Consider the following 21,849-nt stretch of genomic DNA (forward strand, 5'->3'; position numbering starts at 1 on the left):
CTTTGGTGCTGAGACAGGACAACCGCTTCCGCAGCCCACGAGGCTCCCGGAACACACATTTAGGTACCAATGACAACACTTATCGAGGCACCGCCGACCGACGGCGAAGGCCTTCTGCCGATAAAGAAGAAAACGTCCGGTGGGGGACTGGGCCGCTACATCCTGATCAGGTTCTTCCTGATCTTCCCGACCATCCTGATCCTGGTCACCATGGTGTTCTTCCTGATGCGGACCACCGGTGACCCCATTACCGCCGCCCTGGGAGGCCGGCTTCCGCCGGAACAGCTCCAGGAGCGGATCACCGCCGCCGGCTACGACCGGCCCATCTTTGTGCAGTACTTCGAGTACCTGGCCCAGCTCCTGACCGGCAACTTCGGCACCACCCTGTCCGACAACCGCCCGGTCGCGGAGATGCTCGCCACCTACGGCGCAGCCACCCTGGAACTGACCATCAACGCCCTGCTGGTAGCCCTGGTCGTGGGCATTCCGCTGGGCCTCGTCGCCGCGCACCGGCGCGACAAGGGCCCGGACGCCGGGCTGCGCGTCTTCGCGATCCTGTGCTACGCCACGCCGGTCTTCTTCTCCGGGCTGCTCTTCAAGCTGACGTTCTCCGTCTGGCTGGGCTGGCTCCCGGTCGCCGGACGGGCAAGACCCGCCAACGAGCTTGCCCTGACCGCGCTTGAGTCGCCGACCGGCATTTACTGGCTGGACGCCATCCGCAGCGGCAACATGGCCGCACTGGCTGACGTGATGGCACACGCCGTCCTGCCCGCCCTGGCCCTTGGCCTGCTGACCGCCGGGATCTTCCTGCGCCTGGTCCGGACCAACGTGATCGGCACCCTCGGCAAGGACTACGTCGAGGCCGGCCGCTCACGCGGTGTCAGCGAATACCGCCTCGTCACCAAGCACGCCTACAAGCCGGCCCTCATTCCCATCATCACCGTCATGGGTCTGCAGATCGCCGTGCTGCTGGGCGGCGCGGTCCTGACCGAAACCACTTTCGAATGGAAGGGCCTGGGCTTCCAGCTCGCGACCTACCTGACAGCCCGCGACTTCGTGGCTGTCCAGGGCATCGTGGTCCTCCTCGCAGTGATCGTGGCCGTGACCAACTTCTTCGTGGACATTCTCGCCGCGCTGATCGACCCCCGCGTGAGGTACTGATATGAGCACCACAGCCGTTATCGAACCCATCAAAGACCCGCGGGGACCGTGGTTCCGGCGCCTGCCGGTCATATCGCACTTCAACAAGAGCGTCGGCCTGCAGCGGGGCATGCTCGTGGCGGGACTCGTCCTCACCGCAGCCTTCCTGCTGACCGCGATTTTCGCGCCCCTGATCGCACCCTTCGGCTTCTCCCAGATTTCCGACGCCGACGGCGGCTTCCCGGCGCAGGAAGCGCCCGGCGGAAAGCACCTGATGGGAACCACTGTCGGCGGCTACGATGTCTTCTCCCGCGTCGTCTGGGGGGCGCGGACCGCCGTCCTGGTGATTATTGTGGCCGTGATCATGTCGATCTTCATCGGCGTGATCCTGGGCCTGGTCAGCGGTTACATCGGCGGCTGGCTGGACCGGACCCTCGTGGTGATTGCCGACGCGATCTACGCCTTCCCGCCGCTGCTCGTGGCCATCGTCATGGCGATCGCCATCAGCGGCGGCAGGTCCAGCCTCTGGGGCGGCATCCTCGCGGCGGCGATTTCCATCACTGTCGTCTTCATCCCGCAGTACTTCCGCGTTATCCGGGCCGAGACCATCCGGCTCAAGGCGGAACCGTTCGTGGAATCGGCCAAGGTCGTGGGCGCCTCCAACATCCGGATCATGCGCCTCCACGTTTTCAAGAACGCCACCCGCACCCTGCCCCTGATCTTCACGCTCAACGCCTCCGAGGCCATCCTGACCCTCGCCGGCCTGGGCTTCCTGGGCTTCGGCATTGAGCCGACGTCGGCTGCGGAGTGGGGCTTCGACCTCAACAAGGCCCTGGCGGACACCACGTCCGGCATCTGGTGGACAGGCGTGTACCCGGGCCTGGCGATCGTCCTCACCGTCCTGGGCCTGACGCTCGTCGGCGAGAGCATCAACGACCTCAACGACCCCCGCCTGCGGGGCCGCAAGAAAGCGGTCTCCGGCAAGGGCGGCCCGGATTCCACCACCGGCGGCCAGGCTGCACCCGAAGCAGAAGTGAGAAGTTCATGACCACCAACATCGACCAGCACGGCACGGGCGCCGGCCCGGTCCTCGACATCGACCACCTCAAGGTCACTTTCGCCACCGACGCCGGCGACGTGTACGCCGTCAAGGATGTCAGCCTCCAGGTCAACCCCGGCGAGGTCGTGGCCATCGTGGGCGAATCGGGCTCCGGCAAGACCGTCACCGCGAAGACCATCCTTGGCCTGCTGCCGGAGACCGCGATCAGCTCCGGGGCGGTGCTGATCAACGGCAACAACGTCATCAGCGTCAGCCCGGCGAAGCTGCGGGAGATCCGGGGCCGCGACGTGGCCATGGTCTTCCAGGAACCGTCCACGGCCCTTAACCCTGTTTTCACGGTCGGCTGGCAGATTGCCGAGGGCATCCGCTCCCATGCCGGCCACGGGGGAGGTGCACGGGTCAGCGCCAAGGAAGCCAAAACCCGAGCCATTGAGGCGCTCCGCAAGGTGGGTATCCCGGACCCGGAAACACGGGTCAACTTCTACCCGCACCAGTTCTCCGGCGGTCAGAAACAGCGTGTGGTCATCGCCGCCGCGCTGGCCCTGAACCCGGGGCTCATCGTCGCCGACGAGCCCACCACCGCGCTGGATGTCACCGTGCAGGCGGAAATCCTTGAGCTCCTCCGGGATCTCCGGGACCAGTACGGCACCTCGATCGTGCTCATCACCCACAACATGGGGGTGGTGGCGGACCTCGCCGACCGCGTCGTCGTGATGTACCAGGGCGACGTCGTGGAGGAGGCGCCCTCGCGGGTGCTCTTTGCGGAGCCGAAACAGGACTACACCAAGAAACTCCTGGCCGCGGTCCCGCACCTGGGCAGGAACTCCGCCTCCGAAGGAATGACCCAGCGGGCGCACCAGGGCGGCAAGGTGCTCGTCGAGGCCAAGAACCTGACCATCGAGTACCCCGGCCGGCTGGGAACCCCCGCCTTCAAGGCGGTGGACGGGGTCAGCTTCACCCTGTCCGAGGGCGAGGTCTTCGGCCTCGTGGGGGAGTCCGGGTCGGGCAAGACCACGATCGGGCGGGCCATCGCGGGCCTGAACCGCACCACCGGCGGCAGCCTGAAGGTGCTGGACTACGAAATGCTCAACCTGAAGGAGCGCACCTTCAAACCGCTGCGCAAGGAGATCGGGTTCGTGTTCCAGGACCCGGCCGCGTCCTTCAATCCGCAGCTGACCATCGGGGACTGCATCGCCGAACCCCTGATCATCCACACCAAACCGACCCGGGCCCAGGCCAGGCAACGGACCCGGGAGCTGCTGGAAGCCGTGCAGCTGCCGGCCGCCTACGCCGACCGGTTCCCGCATGAGCTCTCCGGCGGCCAGCGGCAGCGGGCCTCCCTGGCGCGGGCGCTGATCCTGAACCCGAAGCTGCTGATCGCAGACGAGCCCACATCGGCCCTGGACGTGTCGGTGCAGGCCGTGGTGCTGGACCTGTTCAAGGACCTCCAGGCCGAGTTCGGCTTTGCCGCCCTGTTCATCAGCCACGACCTCGCCGTGGTGGACATCCTCTCCCACTGGGTGGGCGTACTCTACAAGGGCAAGATGGTGGAGCAGGGGTTCGGGAACCAGGTCATGGGCAATCCGCAGCACGCCTACACGAAGAAGCTCATCGCCTCCTTGCCGGTTCCGGACCCGGATGAGCAGGCCCGGCGCCGGGAGGAATTCCGCGCCGTGCTTCAAGGCTAAGCCGCACCGGCAGCAGCACCCGGGGACATGCCCTCCGCCCGCCGTGCGCGGTGGGCATGTCCCTTTGTGTACCCACGGACGAGGCCTTCGACGGCGCACAGCAAGCTTAGGGAGCGGTCCGTGCCGCCGGCGCTTAACAGCAGAAGTGATTAGCGCCGGTGCCCCTAGACTGGGTCAATGACCGAGCAGAACCAGACCCATCCCGACGCCGATTCCTATGACCCCGGGGCCAGCTCGCTGGCCGGTCAGGTGGATCCCGGCGTAATGGCGGAGCTGTTGTCGATCCGCTCCAGCATCGACAACATCGATGCAACCCTCGTCTACCTTCTCGCCGAGCGTTTTAAGGCCACACAGAAGGTCGGATTCCTCAAGGCAACCCACAAGCTTCCCGCCGGAGACCCCGGCCGGGAGATGGCGCAGATCGCGCGGCTGCGGCGCCTCGCTGCGGAGGCCCGCCTGGATCCGGCGTTCGCCGAGAAATTCCTCAACTTCATCATCGGCGAGGTCATCCGGCACCACGAGGCCATTGCCGAGAACCACGAGGCCTCGCTGGCCGCCGACACCCGGGACGCGGAAGCCGGGCGCTCCGGGTCCGCCGGCCACGTCCCCGGGGCGGCCGGCGCGGCCGTCTCCGCCACCGCCTAGCCGTGGCCGCACCATTGGCCGCGGAGCCGGAACAGGTCACCGCCACCGCCCTGGGCCCGTGGCCCGGCGAAGACCCGGTCGAAGCCGCGCGGATCATCCGCGGCGAGCTTGGCAGCCCGCATTTGCCCTTCCTGGCCGAGCTTCCCGACCGGGGCGTCGGTTCCGACGCTCTCGGCCGGACAGCCTCCCTGCTGGTGGACCTGTCCGTGGACGTCCAGCCCTACGGCTGGCGGATCGTGGACCGGCCCGGCAAGGACTTCAGGCGGGCGCGTTCTGCCCTGTCCACCGACATCAACATCCTCGCCGACGTGATCGGCGCGGAGGACACCCCGGCGCAGGACATCAAGGTCCAGCTCCGCGGTCCGCTCAGCCTCGCCGCGGGACTGCACCTGCACAACGGGGAACGTGCCCTGATCGACCACGGCGCCCGTCGGGATCTTGCGGCCTCACTGGCGGCCGGTGCCGGCAGCTACCTCAGCCGGGTGGCCGCGGCGGCCCCCGGAGCACGGATCGTCGTGCAGATCGACGAGCCGGAGATCGCGTCGGTGCTGGCCGGCACCATTCCCACGTCCAGCGGCTACCGGACACTGCGCTCCGTGCCGGGCAGGGAAGCCACCGACGCCTGGCAGCTGGTCATCGATGCCCTGCGGGCGGCCGGCGCCGTCGAGGTCGTCGTCTGCGTCCCGGAAGTCGAGGCGCCCTTCGACCGGATCCTGGCCGCCGGGGCCGACGGGATTGCCGTGCCGCTGCGGGCCCTGACGTCCCGCCAGTGGGAGCAGCTCGCCGGCGCGGTGGAGGCGGGCAAACGGCTGTGGGCCGGTGCCCTGGACGTCTCCAACCCCGCCGCAGCGCTGCCCCGCGTGGCCGACGTCGTGGAGACCGTCTGGCGGCCGTGGCGCCAGCTGGGACTGCCGGCGTCGACCCTGGGTGCCTTGCGGGTAACACCCTCGGACGGGCAGGCCCGGTATTCGCCGTCGGCCGCGACGGCTGTGCTGACCCGGCTGACCCAGGTGGCCGACGGCCTCAACCAGCTCGCGCTCGGCTAGCACCGGGACGCGGCGCCGCACGCAGCACCGTCAGCTTCGGCCTTCCCAACGGTCCGGCCTGGCGTGGTCCGGAAGGTAGCCCGGGGCCGTCACGCCGCCGGGGTACGGTTCCAGCCGGTAGTCGAAATGCCCGGCGTAGACCAGGACCAGCCCGAGCTGCGGCTGGATCACCTTCACCTGGATCCGGTGCTTCCCGGCCGTGCCCTCCTCCGGCGCCCACCACTGTTCGGCGTAGGCCTTGGCATCGAGGGCGGCGGGCAGGGGAATCCGCAGTGGCCCGAGGAACAGCCGTGATGCCTCCGAAACCCCGCGCAGCCGTCCCCCGGCGGTGACGCTGGGGAAAAGGTCCGTGACGAGCCGCCGGTACCGCCCCACGTAATCCACCAGCCCGCCCCGGCTGCCCGAATCATCGAAGCTCGTGGTGTCGTGGAACACGCGGGTGGTGCCCGGGAAAAAGATCTCGCGCCGGGCCGTGAGGCTGGAACGGCCGAACGGGTCCAGATGGGCGTGGTTCTCGATCCGGAACCGGATGCCCTCCCCGTATTCCGGGAAAAAGGACTCCTCCCCGCTGGCGAGGCGCAGCAGGGGACGGAGCCACTTCTGCCGGCAGCCGACCACCTCAAACACACCGTCGCCGACGCCGTAGTGGCCGGAACCGGGTGCGAGCGAGAAGTACTCCTGCAGCTCCGGCTGCAGCCGGGCATAGTCAGCGCCGAGGGCGCGCTGGTAGATCGGGGTGCTCACAGAATCCTCCTGGGGTTCCTGGCCGGTTAATGTGTTCCTGTCCACAGCATGCGGGACGGACCGGCTTTTGTCACAGTCTGCAGGCCGCCGTGCTGCAGCGCGGATCTGCGGCCCGGCTGAGATCGGCGCCATGCCGGGGCACCGCTGAATACGACAAAGCCATTTCAATAGGGGAATATATACATATGAAGGCACGCATTCTGGTAGTGGACGATGACGAGGCGCTGGCCGAGATGATCGGTATTGTGCTGCGCAATGACGGGTTTGAACCCGTCTTCTGCGCTGACGGCGGGCAGGCGCTGGAGATTTTCCGCTCCGCCAAGCCGGACCTCGTGCTGCTCGACCTCATGCTCCCGGGCATTGACGGCATTGAAGTCTGCCGCCAGATCCGGGCCGAGTCCGACGTGCCGATCGTGATGCTGACCGCCAAGGCGGACACCTCGGACGTGGTCCGCGGACTTGAGTCCGGGGCCGACGACTACGTTCCCAAGCCCTTCAAACCGGCCGAACTCGTCGCCCGCGTCCGGGCCCGGCTCCGGCCCGGCGACCAGAAGGCGCCGGAGACGCTGCGCATCGCCGACGTCACGATCGACGTGGCCGGACACCTCGTCAGCCGCGGCACCGAGCGCATCTCGCTGACGCCCCTGGAATTCGACCTGCTGGTCGCGCTGGCACGCAAACCCTGGCAGGTCTTCACCCGGGAACTGCTCCTGGAGCAGGTCTGGGGATACCGGCACGCCGCCGACACGCGGCTGGTCAACGTCCACGTCCAGCGGCTGAGGTCCAAGATCGAACGCGACCCGGAAGCCCCCGAAGTTGTATTGACGGTCCGTGGTGTCGGCTACAAAGCAGGTTCCTGAACCGTCGGACGGCCGCCCCGGAGCCGGTCCGTTGACCGCCGCCCCGGACACCGGCAGCGCCCCGGCGGGCCCGTCCGAGCCGGCCGGCGCCGGACCCGGCACCGCCGGACCCGTCACGCCGCCCGCCGCCCCCCACCCCGCCGGCTGGCAGGCCTTGTGCTTCCGCACCAGGATCTGGGCTAAACGCGCGCGGATCGTCAGCGTCCGGGTGGCGCGGCTGGTCAGCACCGGGGCTTCGCGCCTGCTTCCGGGCATCCGCTACCTGCTGCGGTCCCTGCACCTCAAGTGGCGGCGGTCCCTGCAGTTCCGGACCGTGCTGACGACCCTGATGCTTGCGATCGCGTCCTTCGCCGTCGTCGGCGCGTACCTGTCCAACCAGATCGCCAACAACCTCTTCCAGGAACGGCTCGTCCAGGCCGAGTCGGAGACGCGTTACAACGTCAAACAGGTCCAGGACACGTTCGACGGCGCCCAGGTCACCGACCAGTCCAGCGTCATCACGCTCGTTTATGACACCCTGAACGCCGTCGAGGGCCGCGGCTCCGTGATCCAGCGGCGGTACGTCTTTGAGGCGATGCCCGAGCAAACCAGGCCCCGCAACCGCTGGGTCGAGTCGCGGGCGTCGGACCAGCTGACCATCAGTGTCATTCCGCCCCAGCTGCGCAAGGCCGTGCAGGAGTCCGGCAAGGAGCAGTTCTGGGCCTCCACGGAGTTCCCGGTGGGCACCGAGGACCGCCCCGGAATTGCCGTCGGCAACAAGGTCACCTTCAACGGCACGGTCTATGAGCTGTACCTGATCTACGATCTCAACACGGCGCAAAAGACCCTCGACGAGATCCAGAACGTGCTCCTGGCCGGCGGCGCGGTGCTGGCGCTCCTGATTGGCGCCGTGGCCTGGTACGTGACCCGCAACGTCGTCAGCCCCGTCAGCCATGCCGCGCTCGTCTCCGAGAAGCTCGCCGCGGGACAGCTGCAGGAGCGCATGGTCGTCAAGGGCGAAGACGAGGTGGCCCGGCTCGGAGCCTCCTTCAACCACATGGCGGCCAGCCTCCAGGAGCAGATCACCCAGCTCGCCACCCTGTCCCAGATGCAGCAGCGGTTCGTCTCCGACGTCTCGCACGAACTGCGCACCCCGCTCACCACCGTGCGGATGGCCGCCGAAGTGCTCTACGACGCGCGCGAGGACTTCGACCCCATCAACAAGCGCTCGGCAGAGCTGCTGTACCACCAGGTGGAGCGTTTCCAGTCCCTGCTGGCCGACCTGCTGGAGATCTCCCGCTTCGACGCGGGCGTGGCCACGCTCGACGCCGAACCGGGAGACATCGTCCAGCTCGTGTCCCATGTGATGGAAGGCGTGGCCCTGGTGGCCGCCGAGTACGGCTCCGCGGTCACCCTCAACGCACCCGCGGGCAGCATCGTCGTGGACATGGATGACCGACGGATCGACCGGATCCTGCGCAACCTCGTCCTGAACGCCCTGGAACACGGCGAGGGACGCCCGGTGAACATTTCCGTGGCCGCCAACGACAACGCCGTCGCCGTGGCCGTCCGCGACCACGGCATCGGCATGACCCCCGCGGAAGCGGCCCGCGTGTTCGACCGGTTCTGGCGTGCCGATCCGGCAAGGGCGCGCACCACGGGAGGCAGCGGCCTTGGCCTGTCCATCGCCGCCGAGGACACGAAACTTCACAACGGCTGGCTCCAGGCCTGGGGGAGGAAGGGCGCCGGCGCCAACTTCCGCCTCACCCTCGCGCTGCGCCAGGGCGAGGCCATCACAAAGTCCCCCCTCCAGCTGGAGCCGGTCGACGTCGGACTTCAGGAGCCGGGCAGCGACCGGACCATGCTGCTGCTGGACCACTCCCCGGCGCCGCGCGCCGACAACGAGGCCGCCGGGAGCGGGTCCGACGCCGGGAGAGGGTCCAACGCCGGGACGCGTGATGCCCGCGCAGCCGCTACAGGAGCCACAGTCCCCGGAACAGTGGGAACCGGAACAGCGGAAACCGGAACAGCGGAAACCGGAATGAAGGACAGGTCATGAACGATTCCACCCGGACGGCCACCCGCGCGGCGGCCGCGCTGCTGGCGGTCCTGCTGTTCCTGCTGACGTCGTGCGCCCAGATCCCCCGATCGGGTCCGGTGGGAAAAAGCACTGATGAGAGCGCCGGGAACCCCAAGAATGCCCCCGTATTCTTCCCGTCCGCGCCCCGCAAGGGCGCCGCGCCGGAAGCCGTGATCGAGGACTTCTACCTCGCCGGCAGCGGCTACGAGGACGACTACGCGGTGGCACGCCAGTACCTGACCCAGGCGTCGTCGGTCACCTGGAAGCCTGACCAGCGGGTGCTCGTCTTCCGTGCCGCGCGAGTGGTGCCGACCGGCGTCGAAAACGTCTTCAACTATGAACTGGATGTGTCCTACTCCGTCGACGCGGACGGTGTGGCGACCCGGCTGCCGGAGGGCACAAAGGAGAACATCCCCGCTACCGTGACCCAGGTGGACGGGGAATGGCGGATTGCGCAGCTGCCGGACGGCACGGCGATCCCGGAAGAGACGTTCAAGGTCATCTACGGCGCCTATCCGATCTATTTCTATGACCCGACGTTCACCTACGCGGTCCCCGATGTCCGGTGGTTCATCAAGAAGAAGACCGTCAAGGCCATGACCAGCGCCCTCCTCGGCGGCCCGGCCCCGTACCTCAAGGGTGCCGTCGTCAGCGCCTTCCCCTCCGGCATCAAGCTGGCCCGCGAGTCTGTCCCGGTTGTCTCCGGTGCCGCGCAGGTGGACCTCACGGCGAAGGACCTCGTGGAGGCGTCCAACGAGGACCGGCTGCGGATGCAGACCCAGCTTGCCCTGACTTTCCGCAGCCAGCCCGATGTCATCAACGTTGAGCTCCGGGCCGACAAGGATCTGGTGCGCGTGGAGGACAACGGGTCGGTTCTCCCGCCGATCCGGGACAAGAACGTCCCGGCCCATCAGATCGCCGTCAGCGACAACGGCCTGGTCCGGTATGAGAACAACCGGATCTCGCCGCTTCCGGACATCCAGCCTGTCTCGGCCCTGGCGCCCCGGGCCCCGGCGGAGTCTCCCGTCTCACAGTCCGCGGCCTTCCTCAACGCCGGCCGCGGCACGCTGTACTCCGTGGTGCCCGGGCAGCCCGCCAGGGCGCTGACCACCCGCTCCACGCTGACCGGCCCGTCCTTCGACCGGTACGACTGGGTCTGGACGGCGGGGCCAGGGGCCGACGGCGGCACGGAGATCATCGCGCACCGGCCCATCGGCGTGGCGGAAAGCTCAGGCGTCCCCGCGGTCACCCTGTCCCCGGCCTGGCTCGCCGGACGGTCCGTCAAGGAGCTCCGGGTCTCACGCGAGGGCACCCGCGCCCTCGTCCTCACGGAGCAGAACGGCAAGACGAAAGTCCAGATCGCTGGCATTGTCCGTGCCGCGGACGGCACGCCCAAAGACCTCACCGTGCCAATGACCCTGCTGGCGATGAAAGATCCGGACCAGGGCGTGTGGGTGGATGACTCCACAATCGCCGTGATGAAGGGATCGCCGAGTGAATCCGTCACACCTGAACTGCTGTCCCTCACCTCGTCCCAGCCGCAGCAGCTTGCGCCGTGGCCGGGACTCACCACGCTCAGCGCCGGCAACGGCGGGGAGGAGATCTACGCCCAGTCCACGGAAGGGATCTTCCAGTGGCTCGGCAACGGCTGGTCGCCGCAGCTCAAGGGGCCGATTGACCCGTCCTATCCGGGGTAGGGATCAAAGACCTCCGGGATCCGGGGGCGACTTTTCCACATGGTGTGCCACGGCCCTGCCGCGACATGCCGGGCGGGCGGAACCTTGTTGCTGTGGGGACCTCCAGAGAACTCCGTGACCGCGACCGCCACTCCAGTGCCTTCACCGACACCGCGTCCGGCCCGGACGAGCGCCCCGATGCAAACCACGCCGACGGGGTCGGGCGAACCCGCGCCGGAACCCGCGCGGCTCGCCGGACCCGGACGGCGGTGGACCCTGATCTGGCTCCGGCGGCTACGGCCGCGGCGAGACACCGCGGGGACTACCGCCGGCCACTGGCGCGGCTGGCGGACGGGGCGGCGGATGCCGCGGCCGAAGTGCTGGCGCTCGCGGCGCCGGTGGACTGCGTCTGCTGCGGTGCCGAGGATCTGGCGCTGTGCGGCGGCTGCGAACGGCAAGTCCGGCTGTTGATGCGCCGGCCGTTCCGGGCAGAGGCCCAGGCGCCCGCCCTGATGGACGTGGACGGCTCCGTCCTCCTCCCGGTCGTGGCCGCCGGCGCGTACCGCGCGGAGTTGGCGCAGGCCGTCCTGTCCTTCAAGAGCCATGGCCAGGGACAGCTCGCGGAGGTGTTGTCGACAGGCCTGTCCCGGGCCATTCGGGCCGCAGCAGGGGAGCACCAGGGGCTGCTGCTCGTCCCCGTGCCAACCAGCAGCAGTGCCTACCGGAAACGCGGCTTCAGCCCGGTGCATGTGCTGCTGGGCAGGATACGGCCGAGCCGGGTCCCGGGATGCAGCCCGTCCTCCGGGTTCACCGCCGTCCATGCCCTCCGGAAGATCGGTCTGCGGGCCGCTGCCACGAAGACCGGACGGGGAGCAGGAGAGCTGGTGCCCGGGGCCCCTTACCAGCTCCCGGGAATCCGGGGAACATCCGGCGGACAGAAGGGGCTGGGCCGCGGGGACCGCGCCCAGCGGGTGCGCGGATCCATGCGCGTCCGCCGCGGGCTGTTCGCACCGGAGCTGAACGGCCGGCCGTGCATCATCGTTGACGACGTGCTCACAACCGGGGCCACCGTGGCCGAGGCTGCCCGGGCGTTGCGTGCGGCCGGCGCCGTGGTGAGGGGCGCCGTCGTCGTCGCTGCGACACGCCCGCCCGTTCCGCCCGACTACGGCGCCGCGGACCGCACGGTGGCAGGGGAACTGCCCGTTAAGGAAAAAAATAAACCAAAAAAGGATGAATAAGAGGGGGCTATGAACTAACGTCGAAGATGGGTACCAAGAACAGATGTACCTGTCGATAGCGGCTCGGAAAGGGGCTCGACTGTCAGTCAGATCAGCCTCAGGAAGTGCCGCTGTCGTGTCACCGAAGTCATTTGGAGGGCACCATGGAGTTCATGATCAGCGGACGCAATTTGACGGTCTCCGACCGGTTCCGCGAGTACGCCGACGAGAAGATCTCGAAGATCGAGTCGCTGGGGGACAAGGTCCAGAGAGTGGACGCGAAGGTTTCCAAGGAGACCAAGGCCCGGCAGACCGACGAGATGCTCACGGTTGAGCTGACCGTCCTGGGACGGGGTCCCGTGATTCGTGCCGAAGCCAGCGCAGCGGACAAGTTCGCCGCGTTCGACCTCGCCTACAACAAGCTTCTTGAACGCCTGCGCCGGGCGAAGGACCGCAGAAAGGTCCACCACGGCAGGCACACCCCCAAGTCCGTCACCGAGGCGACGGCCACCCTCGAGCCAGCGAGCACCAGCGAGCCCATCTACGTCGAGGCGAACCACTGGGGGGAGCCCAAAGAGACTCCCGCCGAGAAGTCGCCGTACGAGGTCGAGAACGATATCCCGGCCGGAGACTCGCCCGTGCTCATCCGCCGGAAGGTCTTCCCCGCAGCATCCCTGACACTCGACGACGCAGTCGACAACATGGAACTCGTCGGTCACGACTTCTACCTCTTCGTCGACAAGGAGACCAAAGCACCGTCGGTCGTCTACCGCCGCGAGGGGTGGACGTACGGAGTTATTTCCCTCGACCAGACCTGCGAGCCGGTTGCGGCTCCGCTGGACGAGAAGATCCTCGCCTACCGTTCCGAGGATGAGCCTGCCAGCGCCTAAGCTGGTGCTGGCCATCCAACGACGTGACTGACGTGCCGGAATCGCTGAGCCTTCAGCAGGCACGGCGGATCGCACTGGCAGCCCAGGGATTGGACAAGGTACGGCCCGCCGGACCCGTGACGTCACGGGCGGTGGGCCGTACGTTTGCCAGGCTCCAACTGGTCCAGATCGACGCCGTCAATGTGTTGTCCCGGAGCCACTACCTGCCGTTCTTTTCCCGCCTGGGGAACTATGACCGCACCATCGTGGACCGGATGGCGGAGCGCCACCCGCGCCGCATGATGGAGTACTGGGCACATGAAGCCAGCTTCATCCGTCCCGACCATTTCCAGGACCTGCGCCTGTGGCAGAGCCGCACATGGGTGGGGGCCCACTCCATGGATCCCGAGCTGCGGAGCGGTGTCGCCGCCCGGGTGCTTGAAACGCTCGCCGCCGGCCGGCCAATGACCGCTGCCGAACTCACCGCCCGGCTGGGCCATGTGGAGGACCGCCAGCAGGACAACTGGGGCTGGAACTGGAACGCCGTGAAGCGGGTGCTGGAGCACCTCTTCGAAGCAGGACTCATCTCGGCCGCCTCCCGCACGGACTCCTTTGAACGGCGCTACACGCCCACCGCCAAGGTCCTGCCCGGCCGGCCGGATGTGAATCCCGACGCCGCAGCCTCCCCGGACACTGTGCCGGACCAGGCGGCCGCGCTGGTCCGGCTGATCGATGCCGCCGCCCGGGCCCACGGTATCCGCACGCTGCGGTGCTTTGCTGATTACTTCCGGACGCCCCTGCGTGCCTCCGCCATCGCCGTCGAACACCTCACCGAAACCGGCAGGCTGCTGCCCGTCACAGTGTCCGGCTGGAACAAACCCGTCTACCGGCACATCGAGGCGGGACTCCCGCGCGCGGCCACCGGCCGGGCGCTGCTGAGCCCCTTCGACTCGCTGGTCTTTGAGCGGCGGCGCCTTGAGGCCCTGTTCGGTTTCCATTACCGCCTCGAGATCTACACCCCGGAGCCGAAGCGCCGCTTTGGCTATTACGTGCTGCCGTTCCTGCTGCGCGAGCGGATCGTGGCCCGCGTCGACCTGAAAGCCGACCGCACCAGCGGCCTCCTGCTGGCCAGGGCTGCCCACGCGGAGCCCGGAGCTTCCGCCGACACCGCCGTCGAACTCGCTGCGGAACTGCAGCTCATGGCAGAGTGGTTGGAACTGGACCGGGTTATTGTCTCCCCCAGAGGGGACCTGGCGCCGGCGCTCGCGGACGCTGTGTCCGGGGCAGGAAGCGGCGTATCCGCTCAGAGGGAACAGGCGTAACCGCCTGCGTCTCTCCCGTAGACTAATCACGCCAGAATTCGGCAGCTTGAGACTGGGAGCAACTTCACGTGGCATCACTTATCGAAAAACTTCTCCGCACGGGTGACAAGAAGACCCTGCGGCAACTGCGGAACTATGCCGATTCCATTAATGCCCTGGAAAGCTCCTTCCAGACCTTCACTGACGCCGAACTGCGCGAGGAGACCGACCGTCTCCGCGCACGCCACGTGGACGGCGAGAAGCTCGATGACCTCCTGCCCGAGGCGTTCGCCGCCGTCCGCGAAGCCTCCTCCCGCACCCTTGGGATGCGGCACTTCGACGTCCAGCTGATGGGCGGCGCCGCCCTGCACCTTGGCAATATCGCCGAAATGAAGACCGGTGAAGGAAAGACCCTCGTGGCGACCGCTCCGGCGTACCTCAACGCCCTGGCCGGCGGGGGTGTGCACGTGATCACCGTGAACGACTACCTGGCCGAATACCAGTCGGACCTCATGGGCCGTGTGTACCGGTTCCTCGGCCTGAGCAGCGGCTGCATCCTGTCGAACCAGGACCCCGCCTTCCGCCGCGAGCAGTATGCCGCGGATATCACCTATGGCACCAACAACGAATTCGGCTTCGACTACCTGCGCGACAACATGGCGTGGGACAAGTCCGAACTCGTTCAGCGCGGCCACCACTTCGCCATTGTCGATGAGGTGGACTCCATCCTCATCGACGAGGCACGGACCCCGCTCATCATCTCCGGCCCCGCCCAGGGCGACACAAACCGCTGGTACAGCGAGTTCGCCAAGGTCGTCACCCGGCTCAAGCCCGAGGACGACTACGAGGTCGACGAAAAGAAGCGTACCGTCGGTGTGCTGGAAGGCGGCATCGAAAAGGTCGAGGACTACCTCGGCATCCACAATCTCTACGAGTCCGCCAACACCCCCCTGATCGGCTTCCTCAACAACGCCATCAAGGCCAAGGAACTCTTCAAGCGGGACAAGGACTACGTCATCCTCGACGGCGAGGTGCTGATCGTTGACGAGCACACCGGCCGTATCCTCGCGGGCCGGCGCTACAACGAAGGCATGCACCAGGCGATTGAGGCGAAGGAGGGCGTCGAGATCAAGGCCGAGAACCAGACGCTCGCCACCGTCACGCTGCAGAACTACTTCCGCATGTACGACAAGCTCGCTGGCATGACCGGTACCGCGGAGACCGAAGCCGCCGAATTCATGAGCACCTACAAGCTCGGCGTCGTTGCCATCCCCACCAACCGCGATATGACGCGGATCGACCAGGCCGACCTCGTCTACAAGAACGAGGCCGTCAAGTTCGACGCCGTCGTCCAGGACATCGCCGAACGGCACGCCAAGGGCCAGCCGATCCTGGTCGGCACCACCAGCGTCGAAAAGAGTGAATACCTCTCCGGGCTGCTGGGCAAGGAAGGCGTCCGGCACGAGGTCCTGAATGCCAAGAACCACGCCCGTGAGGCCGCGATCGTGGCTCAGGCTGGCCGCAAGAGTGCCGTGACGGTGGCGACCAACATGGCGGGCCGCGGTACCGACATCATGCTCGGCGGCAACGCCGAGTTCACCGCCGTCGCCGACCTCGCCAAGCGCGGCCTGGACCCGGAAGAAAACTCCGAAGAATATGAAGCGGCCTGGCCCGCAGCCTTCGATGCAGCCAAGCAGTCTGTCAAGGACGAGCACGAGGAGGTCCTCAGCCTCGGCGGACTGTACGTGCTGGGCACCGAGCGGCACGAATCACGCCGGATCGACAACCAGCTGCGCGGCCGCTCCGGACGCCAGGGCGACCCCGGTGAGTCCCGGTTCTACCTGTCGCTCACCGACGATCTGATGCGCCTGTTCAACTCGGGCGCGGCAGAACGGCTGATGAACAGCTCAGTACCCGACGACGTCGCGCTCGAATCCAAGCTCGTCTCGCGCGCCATCGCCTCGGCCCAGGGCCAGGTCGAAGGCCGCAATGCCGAACAGCGCAAGAACGTCCTGAAGTACGACGACGTCCTGAACCGCCAGCGCGAGGCCATCTACGGCGACCGGCGCCGCATCCTCGAGGGCGATGACCTCCACGAGAAGGTCCAGTTCTTCCTGGAAGACACACTCAACTCGTTCATCGAGGAAGCCACTGCGGAGGGCAACGGCGATGACTGGGACTTCAACCTGCTGTGGTCCAACCTCAAAACCCTCTATCCCGTGAGCGTCACCCCGAACGACCTCATCGACGAGGCCGGCGGAAAATCGCGGATCACCGTGGACTTCCTCCGGGAGGAGATCCTCTCGGATGCGCGCCTGGTCTACCAGGCACGCGAAGAAGCCCTCGGCCATGAGAGCATGCGGGAGCTTGAGCGCCGCGTTGTCCTGTCCGTGATCGGCCGCAAGTGGCAGGAACACCTCTATGAGATGGACTACCTGAAGGAAGGCATCGGCCTGCGCGCGATGGCCCAGCGCGATCCCCTGGTGGAATACCAGCGCGAGGGCTTCATCATGTTCCAGGCCATGATGGAGGCCATCCGGGAGGAGAGCGTCGGATTCCTGTTCAATCTTGAGGTCGAGGTGACCCCCGCCGAGGACGTGGTCGTGGCGGACGCCGCGGGCCAGCACACCGAACACCACGAACCGCAGATCCGGGCTGCCGGGCTGGAAGCTCCCGAAAAGCCGGCCCAGCTGCAGTACACGGCCCCCGGCGAGGACGGTTCGGCCCAGACCCGCGTTGAGGCCAAGCCCTCCGGCCGCTCCGGCAACCCGGCCAAGGCCGTAGCGCAGGACTCCCCGCGCCGGGCGAACAAGAAGAAGCGGCGCTAACCGGCTGCAGCCGCAGCCGCAGCAGCCCGTCGGAACGGCGCACCAACGAAAGAGGACCGGAGCACGCTCCGGTCCTCTTTCGTTGGTGCTTCCTCCTCCTTCCGTCGGATCCGTGAGTCGGCCCCCAGCGGGTTTCCACGGACAGCGTGCGAGGCTGTCAGCCGATTTCCAGCACGGTGACGCGCCAGGCAAGCCTGCTTCGCTCGAGCCTCAAGGCGACGGCCCGGACCCGCAGCTCCTCGACCACGACGGCACTGGCCTCATAGACGTCGGCGGAGACCCGGCAGGCCCGGACCGAGCGGACTGAGGGATTGCGGTGCAGGCGTCCGGCGGTCGGTGACGCTCCGCACGGCACCCTCCGGGTGAGGGCGGCCCGGTGCTGCAGAGCCGCGAGGCAGCGTTCGTCGAGCCGCCGGGCGAGCTGCTGCGCCGGCCGGGTGCCGGCCAGCACCTCGATGGCGGCCTGGACTGTGCTGCGGGAGATCGCACAAATCTCGCGGTCCTCATCGGCCGCGCGCAGCGGCGGTGCCGGAAGGCAGGGACCGGACGCGGCGGCGGCCGGGGCGGCGCCTCCGGGGACAAGACGCAGGGGCGTGGCAGTGGATGCGGGGGCTTCCGCGGCGGCGCGGGGGCTGGGCAGGGCGCTCATGTTGCTTCCTTTGCTGTTGGCTGGCGGTTCAAGGACTGCTGTGGGGTTGTTGCGTTGAACGTGGTTTCGGCGGAGCGTTTGTGCCGTACCGGGGCGTCCGGCGGATTCAGTGCACGGGGGGAAGCTGGAGCACCTGGCCTGGCCTCAGGAGGTTGGGGTTCGCACCGATAAGGTCCCTGTTGGCCTGATAGATCAGGGGCCAGTCCAAGGCGATGTCGACGTCGGAGGCGAAGGGCCCCAGGCGGGCCGAAGACAGGGTCCACAGCGAATCTCCGGGGCGGACTGTCACTTCCGTGGAGTGGGCTCCGGGCTGCGGCTGTCGCAGGTGGCGTCCCGCCAGGGGGCCGGGTTCGACGACCGGGCTGATGGGCTGCCATTGTGGATTGGCGGCGGCCGGAGCGCCGGGCTGCGGCGCCGGAGCGGGGGTGGAGCTGACGGCGGGCGGCGGGGTCCCGGGTGTGACCGGGGCCGTCGTCGGCGTCCACCCGGCGGATGCGGCCGGCGCGGCCCCGGGCGATCCGGGGAGGGCCGGCAGGGGAGAAGCTGTGGCCAGCGTTGCGGTGGCCAGCTGGAGTCCGACCGCGGCCAGGGCGAGACGGCGCATGAAGGCGGGGGTGAACTTTCCGGCGGCCGAGGCGGCGCGTGCGTTGCCGCAACGGTCGAGGAATGCCGCCGCGACGGCAATGACAAAGGACATGGCCCACCAGAGGATGACGATCAGGCCGGCCGTGTTGGCCGCAACGCCAAGCTGGTCCTCGAACCCGAGGGACTGCTGCCGGCCCGGGGATGACCGCCAGCGCTGGAGGATGCTCCCGCCGGTTGCGGCAAGGACGAGTCCGAGCGCCAAAATGACGGCGGCCATGGCCGCATCGGCGTGGGACACGCGCCGGCGCCTGGATTGTGGGAATTCTGCTGCCCTCATGGTCTGACCGCCTCACCGGGAGTGGCTCGAAACTGATGTTTTTAATGCTGTTTGATGCATTTAGACACAGTTTGATCCATAAAGAGTACGTTTGTCTAGAGTTCATTCAAAAGGGCGTGGTTGACCCTAACGGCCGGGCGCGCCTACGCTGACGCCATGCGCTGGGATGCCCTGTTTGAGGACCTGGAGACACAGATGGCCGCCAGTGAGCGGCTGGATCTCGACGCGGAAATCGCGGAGCGGACCCGGTTGGAGGCTGCGGCGGTGGAACTCGCGGACCGGCTGCGCGGCTCGCTGGGGCTGCTGATTGTGGTTGAACTTGCGTCCGGATCGATGTTCCGGGGGACCTTGAGCCACGCTGGAAGCCAGGCGCTCGTGCTGGATGAGCCGAGACACCAGGTGCTGGTCCCCTATGCCTCGGCGGTCCGCTACCTCGGGCTCTCGCGGCTCGCCGTACCCGAGCCGTCCAGGGTCCGGCAAAGACTGGGCCTTGCCAGCGCCCTGCGCGGGCTGGCACGGGACCGCACCGGCCTCGCCGTCCTGATCTCCGGCGGTTCAACGGGTGGATCGACGCTCCACGGGGTGATTGACAGGGTCGGTCGCGACTACCTTGACCTGGCGGTCACCGGCGAAGGCGAGGACCGGCGGGCGGCCAACGTCCGGCAATTGGCGACCATCCCTTTTGCCGCGCTGGCCGGGATCAGGTCGGCCCGGGCTCCGGGGTACGAGGCACAATGAGCGGGCCGTCGCTGCAGCGCACGCGGCACGCCAGACTCAGCGGGTCTTGGACTTGGCCTCTTCGATCATCCGGCTTGCCTCGGCGTACCGCTCCTCGATGTACTGCTCGAGCATCTTCTCCTCGACACGCCACTGGCCGCGGCCGCCCACCTGAATGGCCTTGAGCTCACCGCTGCGCACGAGCGCGTAGGCAGCCGGGGCGTTGATCTGGAGCTGCTCTGCAACGTCGGCAAGGGTCAGGAATCGGGGCATAATCCCATTTTGCCACCAATGGCTTCGTCTGGGGCCGATATCCACAGTTTGCACTTCTTTGTTCCGGCACCTTCCCGTCAGGGCGCGAAGGCGTAAGAATGATGATGCCCGGCCGGTGCCGGGCGGCGACTACGGGGGGGAGCAGACGCATGGGTGGGACCACGGTGGCCGGAGGGGCGCGGCTGAAGAAACCATCCTGGAAAGATCCCAGGCTGCTTATCGGCATCCTGCTCGTCCTGGCCTCGGTTGCAGGAGTCATCTCCCTGGTCGGGGCCGCGGACCAGACAGCCGAGGCCTACACCGCACGGGAAGCAATCGCCGTCGGCGAAAAGCTGACCCCGGACAAATTGAACCGCGTCAAGGTCCGTCTGGGCGATGTGGAGCAGCAGTATCTGACGCCCGCGACCGGCGTGCCGGACGGGCTCGTTGCCGTCCAGAGAATCGGCAAGGACCAACTGGTGGCGCGCGAGAGCTTCGGGCAGGTCGATGGCCTGGACCGGAAACCGGTCGCGGTCACCATCGATGAGGCCCTGCCTCCGCAGGCGGTTGCCGGGTCACGGGTGGATGTCTGGGTTGCCCTGCCCGACGCCCGGAACGGGTTCACCCAACCGACCCTGCTGTTGCCGGGCGCCGAAATCGCCCAGATCACCCCGGGCAGCACGGCGCTGGGGTCTGCCCGGTCCACCGTCGTGATGGTGCTGGTGACGGACGGGCAGATGCCCAATCTGCTGGGCGCGCAGGCCAACAAGGCAAAGATCTCCGTGGTCTGGAACCCGGGAGGCACGGGCCGATGAGCATCCCGGTCGTCACTGTCGGGGATTCGCGCGAAGACCTGGTCGGCAGGCTGGAACGGCTGCACGGGCCGGTGTCCGTCGTCCGGCGGTGCACCGAACTCGCGGAACTGCTGGCGGCGTGCCAGGGCGGCCTGGCCCGGGCCGCCGTCGTGGCGCAGGGCAGCGAGGAGTTGACGGCGTCGCTGGTCGACAGGCTGTCGGCCGTCGGGGTGGCGGTCCTGGCCCTGACCGACAGTCCCGAGGAAAAGGCCCGGCTGCAGGGGATCGGCGTGGACGCAGACCTCACCGGGGTCGACGCCGCGGCCCTCGCCAGCCGCATCACGGGGGCGGTGGCACGCCTGGCCGGGCCGGACCAGCGGCTTCGGCGGGCAGACAGCCCCGGATCTGCCGACGCAGCCCCTACGCCGGGCCACAGCCGCGGCGCTGCCGCGGAGGGACCGGAAGGATCCGGCGCCGGGCAGATCATTGCGGTGTGGGGCCCGGCCGGATCGCCGGGGCGGACCATGCTCGCTGCCAACATGGCGGCCGAACTCGCTGCCGAGGGAAAATCGGTGTTGCTGGTGGATGCGGACAGCTACGGTGCCAGCGTCGCAGCCATGCTTGGACTCCTGGACGAAGCCGCAGGTCTAGCCCAGGCCTGCCGCCTGGCGGACCAGGGCCTCCTTGACGCCGAAGCCCTGCTCCGGATCGCCGCGCCTGTGGTGACCAGGACGGGAACCTTTCAGGTGCTGACCGGAATCACCCGGGCGGACCGCTGGACTGAACTTCGCGCCGCGGCGCTGTCCCTCGTCCTGGCGCGCGCCCGGCAGGTCGTGGACGTCACCGTCGTCGATACAGGTTTCTGCCTCGAAAGCGATGAAGAGCTGAGTTTCGACACGACGGCGCCCCGCCGGAACGCCGCGACGCTGAGGAGCCTTGAACTGGCGGACACCGTGTTCGCCGTCGGAACCGCTGATTCGATCGGCGTCCCGCGGCTGGTCCGGGGTCTGGCCGAACTTGAACTGGCCGTCCCGCAGGCGTCCCCGCGCGTGGTGCTGAACAAGGTCCGTCAGTCCGCCGTGGGGCGCTCCCCGGAGCGGCAACTGCGCGACGCCTGGGAGCGGTACGGCCCGACCGCCCCGCTGCTGGCGTTCCTCCCGGCTGATCCGGTCTCGAGTGATGCGGCCCTGCTCTCCGGCTCGCTGCTGCTGGAGGCTGCGCCGGATTCCCCGCTGCGGGAGGGCATCGCCGCGTTGGTTTGTGCACCCGTCCAGCAAAACCGCCGATCCTCTGTATTTTCAACCACAGCAAAGCGCCGGCTAAGGAGCTAGGCTCGCCATGAGGGCCGCAACGAAGCGGCCATGAACTTTCTTGATGGAGGC

General features: G+C 67.8%; 19 protein-coding genes. 15 read left to right on the forward strand and 4 right to left on the reverse strand.

Annotation, left to right across the window (positions count from 1 at the left end; translation table 11 throughout):
- Nucleotides 1-69: 69 nt before the first annotated feature.
- From ACZYX4_RS12590 to ACZYX4_RS12610, 5 genes are all read left to right on the forward strand, one after another.
- Nucleotides 70-1,161: an ABC transporter permease gene (locus ACZYX4_RS12590; RefSeq protein ID WP_463876338.1), complete on the forward strand. Its 1,092-nt coding sequence runs from the start codon at nt 70-72 to the stop codon at nt 1,159-1,161.
- A 1-nt stretch (nt 1,162) separates the two neighbouring features.
- Nucleotides 1,163-2,188, forward strand: a complete 1,026-nt coding sequence (locus tag ACZYX4_RS12595) for an ABC transporter permease (RefSeq protein ID WP_463876340.1) — start codon at nt 1,163-1,165, stop codon at nt 2,186-2,188.
- Nucleotides 2,185-3,888, forward strand: a complete 1,704-nt coding sequence (locus ACZYX4_RS12600; protein WP_463876342.1) for an ABC transporter ATP-binding protein — start codon at nt 2,185-2,187, stop codon at nt 3,886-3,888. Before ACZYX4_RS12595 ends, ACZYX4_RS12600 begins: the two co-directional genes overlap by 4 nt.
- A gap of 177 nt (nt 3,889-4,065) precedes the next feature.
- Nucleotides 4,066-4,533, forward strand: a complete 468-nt coding sequence (locus ACZYX4_RS12605; RefSeq protein WP_463876344.1) for a chorismate mutase — start codon at nt 4,066-4,068, stop codon at nt 4,531-4,533.
- Nucleotides 4,534-4,535: 2 nt separating this feature from the next.
- Nucleotides 4,536-5,579: a uroporphyrinogen decarboxylase/cobalamine-independent methonine synthase family protein gene (locus ACZYX4_RS12610; RefSeq protein ID WP_463876346.1), complete on the forward strand. Its 1,044-nt coding sequence runs from the start codon at nt 4,536-4,538 to the stop codon at nt 5,577-5,579.
- Between the two features lie 30 nt (nt 5,580-5,609).
- Here the strand turns inward: ACZYX4_RS12610 and ACZYX4_RS12615 are convergent, their stop codons facing one another.
- On the reverse strand, nt 5,610-6,323 hold the full coding sequence (locus tag ACZYX4_RS12615) for a DUF4166 domain-containing protein (RefSeq protein ID WP_463876347.1): 714 nt from the start codon (nt 6,321-6,323) through the stop codon (nt 5,610-5,612).
- Nucleotides 6,324-6,508: 185 nt separating this feature from the next.
- On the opposite strand from ACZYX4_RS12615, the gene mtrA reads away from it, so the two are divergent.
- The 7 genes from mtrA (at nt 6,509) to secA (ending at nt 17,133) form a co-directional block, all read left to right on the forward strand.
- Nucleotides 6,509-7,183, forward strand: coding sequence for an MtrAB system response regulator MtrA (gene mtrA, locus ACZYX4_RS12620; protein ID WP_463876349.1), 675 nt, complete (start codon nt 6,509-6,511; stop codon nt 7,181-7,183).
- Nucleotides 7,155-9,221, forward strand: coding sequence for an MtrAB system histidine kinase MtrB (gene mtrB / locus ACZYX4_RS12625; protein ID WP_463876351.1), 2,067 nt, complete (start codon nt 7,155-7,157; stop codon nt 9,219-9,221). The genes mtrA and mtrB overlap by 29 nt, the downstream gene beginning before the upstream one ends.
- Nucleotides 9,218-10,939: an LpqB family beta-propeller domain-containing protein gene (locus ACZYX4_RS12630; protein WP_463876353.1), complete on the forward strand. Its 1,722-nt coding sequence runs from the start codon at nt 9,218-9,220 to the stop codon at nt 10,937-10,939. The genes mtrB and ACZYX4_RS12630 overlap by 4 nt, the downstream gene beginning before the upstream one ends.
- Nucleotides 10,940-11,031: 92 nt before the next feature.
- Nucleotides 11,032-12,156, forward strand: a complete 1,125-nt coding sequence (locus tag ACZYX4_RS12635; protein WP_463876355.1) for a ComF family protein — start codon at nt 11,032-11,034, stop codon at nt 12,154-12,156.
- A 143-nt stretch (nt 12,157-12,299) separates the two neighbouring features.
- Nucleotides 12,300-13,025 carry a ribosome hibernation-promoting factor, HPF/YfiA family gene (hpf, locus tag ACZYX4_RS12640; protein ID WP_463876357.1) on the forward strand — a complete coding sequence of 242 codons (726 nt, stop codon included), beginning with the start codon at nt 12,300-12,302 and terminating at the stop codon, nt 13,023-13,025.
- 32 nt (nt 13,026-13,057) lie between these two features.
- Nucleotides 13,058-14,326 (forward strand): winged helix-turn-helix domain-containing protein, encoded by a 1,269-nt coding sequence (locus ACZYX4_RS12645; RefSeq protein WP_463876421.1) that lies wholly within the window; start codon nt 13,058-13,060, stop codon nt 14,324-14,326.
- Nucleotides 14,327-14,394: 68 nt separating this feature from the next.
- Nucleotides 14,395-17,133, forward strand: a complete 2,739-nt coding sequence (gene secA / locus ACZYX4_RS12650; protein ID WP_463876359.1) for a preprotein translocase subunit SecA — start codon at nt 14,395-14,397, stop codon at nt 17,131-17,133.
- A 157-nt stretch (nt 17,134-17,290) separates the two neighbouring features.
- Here secA and ACZYX4_RS12655 read toward each other — a convergent pair whose 3' ends face one another.
- On the reverse strand, nt 17,291-17,782 hold the full coding sequence (locus tag ACZYX4_RS12655) for an Rv3235 family protein (RefSeq protein WP_463876361.1): 492 nt from the start codon (nt 17,780-17,782) through the stop codon (nt 17,291-17,293).
- Between the two features lie 106 nt (nt 17,783-17,888).
- Nucleotides 17,889-18,665, reverse strand: a complete 777-nt coding sequence (locus ACZYX4_RS12660; RefSeq protein ID WP_463876363.1) for a LysM peptidoglycan-binding domain-containing protein — start codon at nt 18,663-18,665, stop codon at nt 17,889-17,891.
- Nucleotides 18,666-18,824: 159 nt separating this feature from the next.
- Here ACZYX4_RS12660 and ACZYX4_RS12665 point away from each other — a divergent pair, with 159 nt between their 5' ends.
- The gene (locus tag ACZYX4_RS12665; protein ID WP_463876365.1) at nt 18,825-19,442 is read left to right on the forward strand and encodes a hypothetical protein; all 618 of its coding nucleotides are present in this window, start codon (nt 18,825-18,827) and stop codon (nt 19,440-19,442) included.
- 36 nt (nt 19,443-19,478) lie between these two features.
- On the opposite strand, the gene ACZYX4_RS12670 is transcribed toward ACZYX4_RS12665, so the two are convergent.
- Nucleotides 19,479-19,694 carry a helix-turn-helix domain-containing protein gene (locus tag ACZYX4_RS12670; protein ID WP_056425852.1) on the reverse strand — a complete coding sequence of 72 codons (216 nt, stop codon included), beginning with the start codon at nt 19,692-19,694 and terminating at the stop codon, nt 19,479-19,481.
- A gap of 149 nt (nt 19,695-19,843) precedes the next feature.
- On the opposite strand from ACZYX4_RS12670, the gene ACZYX4_RS12675 reads away from it, so the two are divergent.
- Together ACZYX4_RS12675 and ACZYX4_RS12680 are read left to right on the forward strand one after the other, a co-directional pair.
- Nucleotides 19,844-20,488 (forward strand): CpaB family protein, encoded by a 645-nt coding sequence (locus ACZYX4_RS12675; RefSeq protein WP_463876367.1) that lies wholly within the window; start codon nt 19,844-19,846, stop codon nt 20,486-20,488.
- Entirely contained in the window at nt 20,485-21,798 is a 1,314-nt protein-coding gene (locus ACZYX4_RS12680) for an AAA family ATPase (protein ID WP_463876369.1), read from the forward strand. The genes ACZYX4_RS12675 and ACZYX4_RS12680 overlap by 4 nt, the downstream gene beginning before the upstream one ends.
- Nucleotides 21,799-21,849: the final 51 nt, after the last annotated feature.

The organism is Pseudarthrobacter leeuwenhoeki (assembly GCF_055412885.1).

Bases quoted from the DNA above. Each gene is read 5' to 3' on its own strand.
- ACZYX4_RS12600 (WP_463876342.1), top strand. From the start codon at position 2,185: ATGACCACCAACATCGACCAGCACGGCACGGGCGCCGGCCCGGTCCTC.
- ACZYX4_RS12590 (WP_463876338.1), top strand. From the start codon at position 70: ATGACAACACTTATCGAGGCACCGCCGACCGACGGCGAAGGCCTTCTG.
- ACZYX4_RS12595 (WP_463876340.1), top strand. From the start codon at position 1,163: ATGAGCACCACAGCCGTTATCGAACCCATCAAAGACCCGCGGGGACCG.
- ACZYX4_RS12655 (WP_463876361.1), bottom strand. From the start codon at position 17,782: ATGAGCGCCCTGCCCAGCCCCCGCGCCGCCGCGGAAGCCCCCGCATCC.
- ACZYX4_RS12680 (WP_463876369.1), top strand. From the start codon at position 20,485: ATGAGCATCCCGGTCGTCACTGTCGGGGATTCGCGCGAAGACCTGGTC.
- ACZYX4_RS12605 (WP_463876344.1), top strand. From the start codon at position 4,066: ATGACCGAGCAGAACCAGACCCATCCCGACGCCGATTCCTATGACCCC.
- ACZYX4_RS12630 (WP_463876353.1), top strand. From the start codon at position 9,218: ATGAACGATTCCACCCGGACGGCCACCCGCGCGGCGGCCGCGCTGCTG.
- mtrA (WP_463876349.1), top strand. From the start codon at position 6,509: ATGAAGGCACGCATTCTGGTAGTGGACGATGACGAGGCGCTGGCCGAG.
- ACZYX4_RS12675 (WP_463876367.1), top strand. From the start codon at position 19,844: ATGGGTGGGACCACGGTGGCCGGAGGGGCGCGGCTGAAGAAACCATCC.
- ACZYX4_RS12670 (WP_056425852.1), bottom strand. From the start codon at position 19,694: ATGCCCCGATTCCTGACCCTTGCCGACGTTGCAGAGCAGCTCCAGATC.
- hpf (WP_463876357.1), top strand. From the start codon at position 12,300: ATGGAGTTCATGATCAGCGGACGCAATTTGACGGTCTCCGACCGGTTC.